Raw genomic sequence first — 14,101 nt, forward strand, 5'->3', positions numbered from 1 at the left:
AAGCCAAAATCTATCTCGTCGAAGCTGAACTCCCTAACGGATTTCATACTACTTATGGACAACAACTTCCTTTCAAATTTGAGCTCAAAGGCTCTGCCGAAATAGCTACTAGGAACAGGTGATTATGAGAACATATTTTTGCCAACCTTAAAGATACGCTTACCAAAAAAACACCATACGGAGGGTGTAACAATAATATATTATAAAACAAAAAGAAAGCCCAAACTTTCGTTTGGACTTTCTTTTATAATAAAAACTTTGATATTAGCGTTTCTCAAAGCTCCATTTCACATAGTTTATATTCTTATCGTCAGCAAGATACTTTTTCTCATAGTATGTTTTGATCGACAAAACATTATCGACCAAGTCCGAGTGATACAGATCTGTCGTCTCTTTATATTTCTTCAGATTCTGTAACTCTATTTGCTCAAGAGTATAGGCATAGAAGCCATCATTATCTGTCTTTAGATTCATCATCCCTTCTGGCTTCATGACAATCTTGTAACGGTCTAAAAATTTAGGGCCTGTCAAGCGTTTCTTTTCGCGACTGTCCTGCGGCTGTGGATCTGGAAAGGTAATCCAAATTTCATCAATTTCATTCTCAGCAAAGTGCTCAAGAAGCGTTTCAATCTGTATCCGTAAAAATGCGACATTTTTGATACCATCTTCCAACGCGGTTTTTGCGCCACGCCAGATACGGTTGCCTTTAAAATCAATCCCGATAAAGTTCTTTTCCGGAAACAAGCGCGCCAAATTAACTGTATATTCTCCTTTACCGCAGGCAAGTTCCAAAACAACTGGATTTGTATTTCCAAATTGCTTCTCAGCCCATTTTCCTTTATATTCTTTGCCGGCATCGAGCTGGATGACATTCTCAAAAGTCGCTACTTCGGCAAATTTACGTAGTTTATCCTTTCCCATTTTTTAATTAATATCCCGCAAAAATAACCTTATATTTGCAGGAATCAATAACTTATCGTGGAAAAAGACGCTAAAATTTACGTAGCAGGCCATCGAGGAATGGTCGGATCGGCAATATATCGCAAATTAACAGAACTGGGATACAGTAACATCGTGACCCGTACCTCTCAAGAACTAGATCTGTGTAATCAACAAGCAGTTGCTGACTTTTTCAACGAAGAAAAACCTGATTATGTTTTCCTGGCAGCCGCTAAAGTTGGTGGGATTATGGCGAACAACACTTATCGCGCAGATTTCATTTACGAAAACATGGCGATACAGAATAACGTTATTAAATCCTCTTACGACAATGAGGTTACAAAGTTGATGTTTTTAGGTTCAAGCTGCATCTACCCCAAAATGGCACCACAACCTTTGAACGAAGACTTATTGTTGACAGGTACCTTAGAACCTACCAATGAACCTTATGCCATCGCCAAAATAGCTGGTATTAAAATGGCAGAAGCTTTTCGTGATCAATATGGCTGTAACTATATATCAGTTATGCCAACGAATCTCTATGGTATCAATGATAATTATCATCCACAGAACTCGCATGTTTTACCAGCCCTGATCCGTAGATTTCACGAGGCAAAGGTAAATAACCTGGATGAAGTGGTTATTTGGGGTTCGGGTACTCCTTTAAGGGAGTTTCTTTTTTCGGATGATCTAGCTGACGCCTGTGTGTTTTTGATGAATAGCTATAATGAGAAACAGTTCGTCAATATCGGCATCGGTGAAGATTTAAGCATAAAGGATCTTGCTGAACTCATTAAAGAGGTCATTGGATATACTGGAAAAATCTCTTTTGATACAAGTAAACCAGACGGAACACCACGCAAATTAATGGACGTATCCAAATTACACGCCTTAGGCTGGAAGCATAAAACCAATCTTCGCGAGGGAATTAAATTAGCTTACGAGGATTTTTTGAGTAAAGAAGAGGCAACCTCCTAGTAGGTTTCACTATAGGAAGGAATACCATATTCATTGACTTCATCTTTTATGGTATCATCCCCGTCAATTTGTGAGGCTTTCTTTTTCTTCTTTTTGGGACGGATAAAATTGCTGAGTTTACCTATCAATCCACTGATTTTATCCTGATTGATCTGTCCGACAGCACGCTCTGATAAAAGCAACATTAACGCTTTTTTCAGCATTCCTGAATTTTTCAAAAACAGCCTATTCATCACAAAAGGAACACCTATGCGCAAGGTTTTTGTCAGCCAATCCGAATCAGGATTGTTACTTTTCGCAAATAATTGCTGAATGATATTGACTCCGGGAATATTATTTTTTAATGAATTGAAAAAACGAATCGGAGCTTCGATTTTGTTATTAAATAAAGTAAACTGTGTTTTCAGGTAAGCCTCTTGTTCATTTTTGAGTTCCTTTAAACGAGCGATTTCAGTTTTAAGCTCCTGTAAATTGCGTATTTTCGTTTGCTTGTTATTCATTTGTAGTCCCTTCTCTATCAAATTTTTCTTCTTTTTTCAGATCCTCTTCCTCTTCTTCGATCTCGTCATTCCATTTGGCCAAAAAACGGCGGATAGAGAGATCCATAAACTTCGATTCCAGAGCAGGTTCAAAAATCCGGATTATAACGATAATCAACATAAAAATACCTGCTGTTGCCAAGAATCCCAACGAATTACTTCCCAACAGTTCACCTAGCCAAAAGCCCAAAGCCAGACATAAGAAAAAGACAACAAACAAAGTGAATATCAATTTGGTCGCATCCACCACCAAACTGGCAATCAGGCGCGATGAACGCTCAATTGTCTTCAACTTAACGAGCTTAAACTGGGAATCTATGTACTCCTTTGTTTTTTGAAAAGTACCACTAAGTGAAAATTTTTCTTCTTCCATGCATCTTAAATTTATTAAGGCTATCTCAAAAGTTTTATACGAATTTCTATAGATTATTTATATTCAGCCTTTTGAAATAGCCTATAATTCTATGTATCTCCTCAAATTGCCCTTAAGGACAATTTGTCTTTTATGCATGCTCGATGATATCATCGTCTACAATTTCCTCGACTTGGTTTATTTTACCTTTCAAGGTGGAGACAATTTTCTCTTTAAAATCATTCAATTGATCGAATTGTTCTTCAGCTCTCTCACGAATAGCATCACTCAAATCGCTTAATGAATCATTGATCTTATCTCTCGTATCTGATCCTTTGTCCGGAGCAAATAAAACTCCTAAAGCTGCACCTGCAGCAAGACCTGCCAATAACGCCAAAGCTACTTTACTTGTGTCATTCATTTCTTTTTCGTTTTAAAGTTCTAATTCTATTATACGATGAATCTAGTCTTCGATAATAATACAATTTATAAAGCAAATCGTTTGCCAAATACGGCGATTATCCATTATTAACTAGAATCTATATAATTACAATATAGTCATTTTTCAACAATTCGCTATCGATTTACAATAATTCACTAGCGCATTATTATTTATGATTTAATATTTAGTATCTTTAAATCAACCGATTATAGAATTTATGCTAAACAAAACCTATTGTAGTGCCGTCTATGGTATTGAGGCATGCACCATAACAGTTGAGGTAGTTGTTTCTACTGGACTACATTATTATATAGTCGGGCTTCCTGACAATGCTGTCAAAGAAAGCCTCAGACGTATTGAAAGCGCCATTACTTCCTGCCAACTTCACATGCCACGACAGAAAATTGTGGTCAACTTGGCACCAGCTGACATCAGAAAAGAAGGTTCTAGTTATGATCTATCGATCGCCATCGGTATACTCGCTTCCTCGGGGCAACTTACAAATGAGTTATTGGAACAGTATCTGATCTTGGGCGAATTATCTCTGGATGGTAGTATAAAACCTATCAGAGGTGTATTACCCATTGCCTTACAGGCATTAAATGACGGGTTTAAGGGAATTATACTTCCGCAACAAAATGCACAGGAAGCCGCCATTGTTGCTGGCATCGATGTGATTGCCGTCGAAAACCTAACAGAGGTGGTACAGTTTCTTAATAACTCAAAAAATATCCTTCCAACGAAAGTCGATATCCAATCTCTCTTTCACACTGAAACAAATAAGTATGATGTTGATTTTGCAGATGTTCGGGGACAGGAAAATATCAAGAGAGCATTAGAAATAGCCGCTGCTGGAGGGCATAATGTTATTCTAATCGGTCCCCCTGGCGCGGGGAAGACCATGTTAGCGAAAAGATTACCAACGGTATTACCGCCCCTCAATATGATCGAATCGCTTGAAACAACCAAAATTCACTCTGTTTCGGGAAACCTTAAAGCTAAAGACGCCTTACTAACGATACGGCCATTTCGCGCCCCTCACCATACCATCTCTGATGTAGCCATGGTGGGTGGCGGCTCCAATCCTCAACCCGGCGAGATTTCACTATCACATCATGGCGTACTATTTCTGGATGAACTTCCTGAATTTAAACGAAGTGTCCTTGAAGTCATGCGACAACCACTAGAATCCCGAAGTATCACCATATCAAGAGCAAAATTAACCATAGATTATCCCGCCAGCTTTATGTTGATCGCCGCGATGAACCCATGCCCTTGTGGATATTTCAATCACCCCGAAAAGGAATGTATCTGTGGCAGCAACACTGTTCAGCGTTATTTAAGTAAAATATCGGGTCCATTATTAGATCGGATTGACCTTCATGTAGAAGTCACACCTGTACTTTTCGATGAGCTGAGTGCCGCAGGTTCTTCTGAAAATAGCCTGACAGTCCGCAATCGTGTCATCCAAACGAGGTTGATTCAAAAACAACGATTCGAATCCATCCCAGATGTTCATTGTAATGCACACATGAGCACCAAATTAACCAGAGATATCTGTCAGATCGGCGAACCACAAAAAAAACTATTAAAGACAGCTATTGATCGTCTAAATCTTTCCGCCAGGGCCTATGATCGAATATTAAAAGTCGCCCGCACCATCGCGGATATGGAAAATAGTTCCACGATCGAAAACCACCATCTCGCTGAAGCAATCCAGTACAGAAATTTGGATAGGGAAACCTGGGGCGGAAAATTTTAGAACTGTGACAGACAATGCTTTATAACCCAAGGAAAACAGATAATGGTCAAGATCAATCCCGATAATGCACCAAAGAAATGCGCATCATGGTTAATCCCATCCTGTGCTTTTTTAGAAGCCCAAATGCAATAACCCAAAAATAGAAAGGCAAATAAATAAGCTGGCATTGGGATTATCATCATAACTCCAATAGTCATCTTCGGGTTAAAAAGGATATAACTAAATAAAACAGCACAGATAGCGCCCGAAGCACCCAGGCTGTAATAACCGTAATTATTTTTCTGTTGGATAATGGTCGGAATATCACTCAGTACTAGACTACCTAAATAGATAACAGCAAAGAGAAGATGTCCATAGGGGCTTGCCTGTGCCAGCATCTGTTCCAATCCAAATGCGAAATAATAAAACGTGATCATATTAAACAGCAGGTGTCCCCAATCTTTATGGATAAAACCACTGGTAAATATTGTATACAAGCGCTGTTTACGCGCGATACTATACGGATGGAGCATTAACTTACCATAAAGCTGCTCATGAGAAAAGGTATAGATACTCGTTACAAGCGTAAAAAAGAAAATAACACTTGCTACAGGAGTTTGTTGTAAATAAAAAGTAAGCATTGCTAGAAACGGTCTTCTAAAAGTAAAACATATAGCTCTTTAGGCCCATGAGCGCCCAAAACCAGCCTTTTCTCAATATCCGCAGTACGTGAAAGGCCTGTAATTGTTGATATCATTGTTGGAATCTCCTGGCCATAACGTTTCTGCATATAAGCTAAGGCATCTTTCACGTCCCACACCAATTGAGAAGCTTTGGCAACAACGATGTGAATCGGAGGGTAGATACTTAGGCGACGTCCGGAGGCATTTGCATTACTCACCATAATACTGCCATTACGCGCAATCAACGCTTCACATGAGGTAATACTCGCATTGGCAGACTCAAAGTCTTTCTCCGTTTTGAAAAAAGGGAAACCATAGGGACTCAGCAGATTTTGGATCCCCTGCTCCCAGGCATAGATATTTTTTATATTGTTTACCTCGGTTAATGTAATCAGATTTTCGATGAGACCAATCTCACCATCGCAATAAAGAAACTTGCCGCCAGCGGCTGTCAATTCACGAACAAAAACAAGATCAACCAATTCATCCTCTTCTTTGTAAAGGGGTGTTTCTTTGAAATTAGGGTGTGGATTATCGTTTTTTTGAAGTAATGCCTGACGTATGCGTTTTAACATTACCTCCTTCGCTGTCGCGTTCTTCACGTTCATGGCTCAATAGCAATATAAATACAGCGCTAGAGTTTTTCTAGCGCTGTAAAATCTAAATTAGTTTAAACTATTCGATGATGGATTATCCAACCGCTGTTCATCTTTTGAAGTTGCCTCCTCAGGGTGAACATCCAATGGCAAATCGGTCTGTGGTACACCGCCACCATCCGCACCGTTGACAAACTCATCATAAGTTGTTTTGGTATCGAAAGGACGCTTACCTAATATCTCTTCAAGGTCAGATTGGAAAAGGATCTCTTTTTCCAATAGCTTCTCTGCAATCTTAATCAGCCCCTCGCGTTTGTCCAACAAAAGTTGTTTTGTACGTGCATAGACATCTGTAATCAAATTACGAACTTCGGCATCAATAAGCTCTGCCGTTTTGTCAGAGTATGGCTTTTGGAAAGAAGCCTCTGAGCTGTCACGGAAAGACACATTTCCTACCTTATCGTTCATACCATAGATGGCAATCATTGCATAAGAAAGCTGCGTGATACGTTCCAGGTCATTTTGAGCACCTGTGGAAATTCTACCAAAAGTAATATCTTCGGCTACACGTCCACCCATAGTCATACATAAGCTGTCTACCAGTTGCTCTGTTGTATATAAGAACTGTTCACGAGGAAGATATTGTGCATATCCCAAAGCCGCTACTCCACGCGGAACAATAGAAACTTTTACCAAAGGATCTGCATGTTCCAAATACCAGCCCGCAATAGCATGCCCTGCTTCGTGGTAAGCAACGATACGTTTCTCTTCAGGAGAAATGATTTTATTCTTTTTCTCAAGACCACCAATCACACGATCCACAGCATCCTGAAAATCTTGCATATCTATCTCAGGTTTGTTTTTACGTGCAGCAATCAACGCCGCTTCATTACAAACATTAGCGATCTCTGCACCAGCAAAACCTGGAGTCTGTGCCGACAATTTTTTGGCATCTACCTCCGCTGATAACTTCAATGGTTTTAAGTGCACTTTAAAAATATGCTCACGACCGATTAAATCTGGTTTATCAATAGAAATCTGACGGTCGAAACGTCCTGGACGCAATAATGCAGTATCCAATACATCAATACGGTTTGTCGCTGCTAAAATAATAACACCCGAATCCGTACCGAAACCATCCATTTCTACCAATAACTGGTTCAATGTATTTTCACGTTCGTCGTTACCACCCATCATAGAATTTTTACCGCGGGCACGACCGATCGCATCAATCTCATCAATAAAAATAATACATGGCGCTTTCTCTTTGGCTTGTTTGAACAAGTCACGGACACGTGAAGCACCCACACCAACAAACATCTCTACGAAGTCTGAGCCAGATAGGGAGAAGAAAGGCACCTGTGCTTCACCAGCAACAGCTTTTGCCAATAAAGTCTTACCTGTTCCCGGAGGGCCTACCAGCAATGCTCCTTTTGGAATTTTACCCCCTAGATTCGTATACTTACGTGGATTTTTCAAGAAATCCACAATTTCCATTACTTCTTGTTTTGCTTCTTCTAAGCCTGCAACATCATTAAAGGTGATATTGATTTGTGATTCTTTATCGAATAACTGTGCTTTGGATTTGCCGATATTAAATATCGCACCACCGCCACCACCAGCACCACCGCCCATACGGCGCATCAAGAAAATCCAGATCGCTGCCAACACTAACAACGGCAACATAAATGTCACAAACCAGCTCGCCCAAGGATTAGAACGATCAGCATATTTTAATTGTACTTTAGGTGTTCCTGGTGCTAGTTCAGCCTGCGATGCAGCTAACTTTTTCTCCAGAACCTCTGCTGAGGCATCCTTAAAGATATACTGCGGACCTGTTTCCTCTTGACCAGCAAGACTAGGGATTGGATCATTGCTTTTAGTTACGTCTTTAAAATTGGGATTATCTTTCCAGCCCTTTTTTAGATAAACTTCTACCTCGACAAGATCATTTTTCTTATATGCTTCCAAACGCTCAACAGCGCCGGTTTTTAACATGCGTGTTTCAAAATCACTATAGCTAATTTCCTTAGCCGGGTTTTCTCCAAAAACATATTGCAAGGCAAAAAAACCTAAAAACATGGCAATCATAAGCCACACAAAATTAAATTTTGGCGGTTTCGGGCTTACCTTACTACTTGGGATTTTTTTCATTATATCGTAATTATATTTTCTGTATAAATTATTGAATTGAGGCTTTTATTAAGCGCTTTGGAAATGCTGAACTTGTGCATCTCCCCACAAATCCTCGATTGCATAATGCGCTCTTTTTTCGGTCTTAAAGATATGTACAACCACATCCACAAAATCCAAAATCAACCACTCTCCATTTGATTGTCCTTCTTTATATTGGGGTTCTTGACCAAAAGCCTTATAGACTTCCTCCTCTACACTCTTGGCAATAGCGTTAACCTGAATGTTGGAGTCGGCATGGCAAATCACAAAATAATCAGAAACAGAACTGTGAAGATCTCTTAAATCCAAACGAACAATCTCGTTTGCTTTCTTTTCCTGCATACCATGAACGATAATTTCTGATAGACGTTGCGACAATTCTGAACTTTTATTTTTACTCATTAAAAAATATGATAGTTTTGACTTAATATTTATTTAATACTTTCAGTTTGCAAAATAACAATATTTCGGGACTTATCATCGGTCAAAATACAATATATCTTGACAAAGTTGCCTCTACAAACGATTATTTAAGAGATTTATTGTCAAATTTCAAGCCACTCGCAGAGGGCACTGCCATTTTAGCAGGAGAACAGTTTCAGGGAAAAGGGCAACGAGGAAGCACCTGGGTCAGTGAACCTGGAAAAAACCTGACTACATCAATTCTTTTAAAACCGCATTTCTTATCAATAGCGCAGCAATTTGCGCTCTCAGCGACAGTTGCAATCGCTGTAGTCAACTGGCTTAAATGCAAGACTGAGCAGGATGTGACCGTAAAATGGCCCAATGACATTTATGTGGGCAACAAAAAAATAGTTGGCATCCTTATTGAAAATAAATTAAAGGGAAATAAAATTGAAGCGTCTATTGTCGGAATCGGCATTAATATTAATCAAGTCAATTTTGACACAGCGACAACAATTACTTCATTAGCTGTTCTTACAAACAAAGCCGATTACGTCATAAAGGACCTGGCCGTCGAGCTTTTTGATAGTATCCAAAAGGAATACAACAACCTCTTCACCCAATCCTGGCAGCCTATATTGGACCGTTATAATGAGTCCCTATTTTGGAGAGACCAAGAACGGTCATTTTTGATCGCAGGAGAAAAAAAGACAGGGATTATTAAAGCGGTGGGGATTGATGGCCAATTGCAAGTGCTTATTGAAAACAAATTGCAGAAGTTTAACATCAAAGAGATAAGCCACCTTATATCCTAATCTTTACACTAAATACAGATAAACCATTTTAGAATATGCTACTTTTGTAAAGTGGATAAATTAAACCTTTTTTAACTTTAGTTATCAAAGGTGTATAACGAACTGCAATAATTATTTAGGAAAATGAAAAAATTAGTATTGTTAATAACTGCAGTAATTTTCGCAGTTACTGGAGCCTTCGCTCAAATTCACAAACCTGTAAAATGGACTGTAGCCAGCAAGAAACTTAACAACAACGAAGCTGTTGTCTATGTCAAAGGAACAATCCAAAACGGATGGCACATTTATTCCCAAAATGTAAAAGATGGTGGACCTATTCCAACTTCTTTTAATTTTGCAAAAGCTGCTGAATACGCATTAGTTGGTAAAACTGCTGAGCCAAAACCAAAAGTTAAACACGAAGAGGTGTTTAAAATGGACGTTGGTTACTTTACAAATGAAGTGATCTTTCAACAAAAAGTAAAGTTGAATAAAGGTACAGCAACAGTAAAAGGTACCGTCGAATGGCAAGCTTGTGATGCATCACAATGTCTTCCTCCTGACGAATATGCTTTTGCTGTGACAATCAAATAGTAAAAATGATCATACACAGATAAAATAATAAGGCGATTCTCATCGCCTTTTTTTATTTTTGAAGCTGACATCAGAAACAGACACTCATGTTAAAAAACACATTTATTCTACTTTTAATTGCTTTTTTCAGCCTCTCTCTTACGACAACGACTTTTGCCTTTGAGCAAGATAGTTTAACGAGCACAGAAGGGCTTCAATTTGAATCTTCACCAGATACTACACCTGCAGTAGAGGCAGTACCGGACGACCTGGCTTTTTCAGACGCTCCGGATACAACCCTGACTCAAGATAGCAGCAAATTGGATAAGGCAGCCACAAATATTCCCGCTGGTAATTCCGAAACTGGGAAGAAATCCCTTTGGAGTATTTTTATCGCTGGATTAATTGGCGGTTTTGCCGCACTCTTGATGCCATGTATATTCCCGATGTTACCACTTACAGTCAGCTATTTTACCAAGCAATCTGGTACGCGCGCGAGCGGCATTAGCAAAGCGCTACTGTATGGACTTTTTATCATTGTGATCTATGTAGCCCTCGGAATGATTATCACAATTGCTTTTGGTTCGGATGCACTTAACGCCTTATCGACCAATGGGATATTCAATTTCCTATTTTTTCTATTGCTCGTTGTTTTCGCAGCATCATTCTTTGGTGCTTTCGAAATCACATTACCAAGTTCTTTTGTTAATAAAATGGATGCCAAATCAGATAAAGGGGGCCTTATTGGACTTTTCTTTATGGCATTCAGTCTATCGCTTGTATCCTTTTCCTGTACGGGTCCGATCATCGGCACCTTGCTTGTTGAGGCCGCATCAAAAGGTGAACGTTTAGGCCCAGCCATTGGTATGTTGGGTTTTTCTATTGCATTAGCGATTCCTTTCGGTCTATTCGCTATGTTTCCTTCGATGTTAAAGTCATTGCCAAAATCAGGTGGATGGCTCAATTCGGTAAAAGTAGTTCTTGGATTTTTAGAGCTTGCCTTGGCCTTAAAGTTTTTGTCCAATGTAGACCTAGCTTATCACTGGAATTGGTTGGATCGTGAGGTATTCCTATCCTTGTGGATTGCCATATTTGGTCTCATGGGCTTATATCTTATTGGGAAGATCAAGTTTTCGCATGATAGTGAACTGAAATTCCTTTCTGTACCGCGTACAATACTTGCCATAGTTGTATTCTCCTTTGTCGTTTATATGGTTCCTGGTCTATGGGGGGCACCATTGAAATCAATCTCCGCTTTCTTACCACCTTCTGCAACACAGGACTTCGACCTTTCGGCTGGAGTGGCAAGCACACCTGCTCACAGTGATGGTAAAGTAAAAAAATATGCGGAAATCTTCCATGAGCGTGGTACTCCAAAAGGATTTGATCCATACTACGATTATGATCAAGCATTAGAAGCTGCAAAAGAATTGAACAAACCTGTACTAATAGATTTTACAGGGTGGAACTGTGTCAACTGTCGAAAAATGGAAACAATTGTTTGGACGGATCCCGGTGTTGCTAAACTATTAAAAGAAGAATTTGTTATGGCCGAACTGTTTGTTGATGATAAAACAGAATTGCCTGCAAACGAACAATCCATTTCAAAGTATAGCGGCAAAAAAATTAAAACAATCGGTAATAAAAACAGTGATTTTCAGGCATCGACCTTCAATAGCAACTCGCAGCCTTTATATGTCATTGTCGACGCCTCTGGAAAGGTATTAGTACCACAAACTGGTGCTAACTATAATATTGAACAATACAAAGCTTTTTTACAAAGCGGAATTGACGCTTTTAAAGCGAAGAAATAAGTCTGCTGATATAACAACCGTAAATAGCTTATTTAATATGTAAAAGGCTATTGTAAAGTTTACATGAAGTTTGCTACTCGCTTAGATTAATTGCATAGCATAAGGCAATTATTTAAGCACTTTTAAGCGATTCAGAACTTTTTATAACGGAAATATAATTGTATATAAGCACAAAAATAGCTAAGTTTGAGTACGTATGAGTAACATTAAAAAAATTGCTGTTTTGACATCTGGAGGAGATGCTCCAGGAATGAATGCTGGTATTCGCGCTGTAGTGAGAGCGGGTATCTTTAACAATCTTGAGGTATTTGGTGTACGAAGGGGCTATGATGGTTTGGTAAATGGAGAAATTTTCCCTATGGATGCCAAATCCGTAGCCAATATCATACAACGTGGTGGCACAATCCTAAAAACTGCGCGCAGTGAGGCTTTCAAGACCATAGAAGGCCGTAAACAAGCTTATGATAACTTACGTAGCCATGAAATTGACGCTATGGTCGTCATCGGTGGTGACGGAACATTTACAGGTGCATCAAAATTCATTGACGAGTTTGACTTTCCAATTATCGGTCTACCAGGTACAATCGACAATGATCTGGCCGGAACTGATTTCACGATTGGCTATGATACAGCAATAAACACCGTTATTCAGGCAGTAGATAAGATTCGTGACACTGCTGAGTCTCACGATCGTGTTTTTATTATTGAGGTTATGGGACGTGACTCTGGCTTGATCGCCATCCGTTCTGGAATAAGTACCGGAGCTGAAGCGGTATTGGTTCCGGAATTTGAAGTGGATTACGATGCAATCATGAAAAGATTGGATAAGAGCCGTAAGAACAAATCTTCGCGTATTATTATCGTTGCTGAAGGGGACAAAGAAGGTGGAATGATTGTTTCGGAAAAAATAAAAGAAAATTTCCCGCATTATGATGTAAGGCTTTCTATTTTAGGTCACATCCAACGTGGTGGTAGCCCAACATGTATGGACCGTGTACTTGCAAGCAGACTTGGTGTAGCCGCAGTAGAAGCGCTTGTTGCGGGCCGTAGAGGTGAAATGGCTGGACTAATCTGTAGTGAAATCAGATTCACTCCTTTCAAAAGCGCTATTAAACATAACGTCAAACTTAATGAGGATCTGCTTCGTATCATTGAGATACTTTCTTTATAAAAAGATAGGCTTCCAAATTGGGATATAAGAAAACGAAGCTACTCAAAAGTAGAAGTACTTCCTCTAAAAGTTGAATAGCTGAAAACCAACTGTAGGAGAAACAAATAAAACTAAAAAAACGGTGTGTCCAACCAGCTCGGACACACCGTTTTTTTATGAATTCTTAGTACTATATTCTTACCTCGAAATCCTTTTCTTATCTTCTTTTGAGACGGCTATTTCAGCAAGTTATTTATATACTCCTCATTGACAACAGGTAATTGAATGGTCTGTCCAGCCCTAGCCATTGAATCGGCAAAATGATTGGTATTTAGAATTGCCAGCTCATAGGCTTTGACAACCTGATCGGAAATATGTAAGGACTTTGGGTCCTTGATATCAACTTTATACTGGTTGTCTGTTAATGTTACATGATGATAGAAACGATAGGCGGCAGCCTTCAACAAGCCTAGTTCCTGTTGCGAAAGTTCATCTATCCGTGCATTAGGTGGTAGTGTTACATCGATAAATGCTGTTCCTTTAGCCAGTGTGTCAATAGAATGATCCAAAGGAATTGCATTAAGCGCTTCCAGGTTAACCACAGGGATGCCATTTTCTTTCTTCGAATTACAGGCAACAGCACATATAGCCAAAGCCATCACCACAATCAGTCTCTTTCTCATTTTATTATTTTCTGAGTGTACTACGACACCCGGTTTGATTACTTATGAAAACCCGAGCAGTTATCCTCGCGGGTCAAAATTATGTCCTGCTCGATTTCATCCCTACAAATTACCCTAATTCGATTATCTGGGGGATATAAATCGACAAAAAATCATCCTTCTTGTTTCTTGCTTAATCGGATCCTTCCAAAGCATTCATACGATCCTCAACAGCTTAAAAGGGGAAACCCAAATTAA

General features: G+C 39.3%; 15 protein-coding genes. 6 read left to right on the forward strand and 9 right to left on the reverse strand.

The genetic code is table 11. The features are described from left to right. Positions 1 to 264: 264 nt before the first annotated feature. On the reverse strand, positions 265 to 921 hold the full coding sequence (trmB, locus tag DFQ12_RS17955) for a tRNA (guanosine(46)-N7)-methyltransferase TrmB (RefSeq protein WP_120260417.1): 657 nt from the start codon (positions 919 to 921) through the stop codon (positions 265 to 267). Between the two features lie 57 nt (positions 922 to 978). Between trmB and fcl the strand changes: the two genes are divergently transcribed. Further along, positions 979 to 1,917 (forward strand): GDP-L-fucose synthase, encoded by a 939-nt coding sequence (gene fcl, locus DFQ12_RS17960; RefSeq protein WP_120260418.1) that lies wholly within the window; start codon positions 979 to 981, stop codon positions 1,915 to 1,917. Here fcl and DFQ12_RS17965 read toward each other — a convergent pair. The 3 genes from DFQ12_RS17965 to DFQ12_RS17975 all read right to left on the reverse strand — a co-directional run bounded on the left by DFQ12_RS17965 (position 1,914) and on the right by DFQ12_RS17975 (position 3,229). Then, positions 1,914 to 2,417 carry a hypothetical protein gene (locus DFQ12_RS17965; RefSeq protein WP_120260419.1) on the reverse strand — a complete coding sequence of 168 codons (504 nt, stop codon included), beginning with the start codon at positions 2,415 to 2,417 and terminating at the stop codon, positions 1,914 to 1,916. The two genes, fcl and DFQ12_RS17965, sit on opposite strands and share 4 nt — an antisense overlap. Continuing rightward, positions 2,410 to 2,829: a hypothetical protein gene (locus tag DFQ12_RS17970; protein WP_120260420.1), complete on the reverse strand. Its 420-nt coding sequence runs from the start codon at positions 2,827 to 2,829 to the stop codon at positions 2,410 to 2,412. Before DFQ12_RS17970 ends, DFQ12_RS17965 begins: the two co-directional genes overlap by 8 nt. A gap of 130 nt (positions 2,830 to 2,959) precedes the next feature. After that, positions 2,960 to 3,229: a YtxH domain-containing protein gene (locus DFQ12_RS17975; protein ID WP_120260421.1), complete on the reverse strand. Its 270-nt coding sequence runs from the start codon at positions 3,227 to 3,229 to the stop codon at positions 2,960 to 2,962. 238 nt (positions 3,230 to 3,467) lie between these two features. Here DFQ12_RS17975 and DFQ12_RS17980 point away from each other — a divergent pair, with 238 nt between their 5' ends. Beyond that, entirely contained in the window at positions 3,468 to 5,012 is a 1,545-nt protein-coding gene (locus DFQ12_RS17980; protein ID WP_120260422.1) for a YifB family Mg chelatase-like AAA ATPase, read from the forward strand. Here the strand turns inward: DFQ12_RS17980 and DFQ12_RS17985 are convergent. From DFQ12_RS17985 to rsfS, 4 genes are read right to left on the reverse strand one after another with little or no spacing between them, the layout of a single operon-like run. After that, positions 5,009 to 5,632 carry a rhomboid family intramembrane serine protease gene (locus tag DFQ12_RS17985; protein WP_120260423.1) on the reverse strand — a complete coding sequence of 208 codons (624 nt, stop codon included), beginning with the start codon at positions 5,630 to 5,632 and terminating at the stop codon, positions 5,009 to 5,011. The two genes, DFQ12_RS17980 and DFQ12_RS17985, sit on opposite strands and share 4 nt — an antisense overlap. Positions 5,633 to 5,634: 2 nt before the next feature. After that, on the reverse strand, positions 5,635 to 6,282 hold the full coding sequence (locus tag DFQ12_RS17990; protein ID WP_120260424.1) for a LutC/YkgG family protein: 648 nt from the start codon (positions 6,280 to 6,282) through the stop codon (positions 5,635 to 5,637). A gap of 57 nt (positions 6,283 to 6,339) precedes the next feature. Continuing rightward, positions 6,340 to 8,424 carry an ATP-dependent zinc metalloprotease FtsH gene (gene ftsH, locus DFQ12_RS17995; RefSeq protein WP_120260425.1) on the reverse strand — a complete coding sequence of 695 codons (2,085 nt, stop codon included), beginning with the start codon at positions 8,422 to 8,424 and terminating at the stop codon, positions 6,340 to 6,342. A 48-nt stretch (positions 8,425 to 8,472) separates the two neighbouring features. Continuing rightward, entirely contained in the window at positions 8,473 to 8,847 is a 375-nt protein-coding gene (rsfS, locus tag DFQ12_RS18000; protein WP_104383576.1) for a ribosome silencing factor, read from the reverse strand. 47 nt (positions 8,848 to 8,894) lie between these two features. Between rsfS and DFQ12_RS18005 the strand changes: the two genes are divergently transcribed. The 4 genes from DFQ12_RS18005 to pfkA all read left to right on the forward strand — a co-directional run bounded on the left by DFQ12_RS18005 (position 8,895) and on the right by pfkA (position 13,202). Continuing rightward, positions 8,895 to 9,665, forward strand: a complete 771-nt coding sequence (locus tag DFQ12_RS18005; protein WP_244211782.1) for a biotin--[acetyl-CoA-carboxylase] ligase — start codon at positions 8,895 to 8,897, stop codon at positions 9,663 to 9,665. Between the two features lie 123 nt (positions 9,666 to 9,788). Beyond that, positions 9,789 to 10,238: a protein-disulfide reductase DsbD domain-containing protein gene (locus DFQ12_RS18010; RefSeq protein WP_120260426.1), complete on the forward strand. Its 450-nt coding sequence runs from the start codon at positions 9,789 to 9,791 to the stop codon at positions 10,236 to 10,238. 86 nt (positions 10,239 to 10,324) lie between these two features. After that, entirely contained in the window at positions 10,325 to 12,031 is a 1,707-nt protein-coding gene (locus tag DFQ12_RS18015) for a protein-disulfide reductase DsbD family protein (protein WP_120260427.1), read from the forward strand. Between the two features lie 196 nt (positions 12,032 to 12,227). Next, positions 12,228 to 13,202 carry a 6-phosphofructokinase gene (gene pfkA / locus DFQ12_RS18020; RefSeq protein WP_120260428.1) on the forward strand — a complete coding sequence of 325 codons (975 nt, stop codon included), beginning with the start codon at positions 12,228 to 12,230 and terminating at the stop codon, positions 13,200 to 13,202. 215 nt (positions 13,203 to 13,417) lie between these two features. On the opposite strand, the gene DFQ12_RS18025 is transcribed toward pfkA, so the two are convergent. After that, positions 13,418 to 13,864 carry a hypothetical protein gene (locus DFQ12_RS18025; protein WP_244211783.1) on the reverse strand — a complete coding sequence of 149 codons (447 nt, stop codon included), beginning with the start codon at positions 13,862 to 13,864 and terminating at the stop codon, positions 13,418 to 13,420. Positions 13,865 to 14,101: the final 237 nt, after the last annotated feature.

Origin of the sequence: Sphingobacterium detergens (assembly GCF_003610355.1) — a bacterium.
Taxonomy (GTDB): Bacteria; Bacteroidota; Bacteroidia; order Sphingobacteriales; family Sphingobacteriaceae; genus Sphingobacterium; species Sphingobacterium detergens.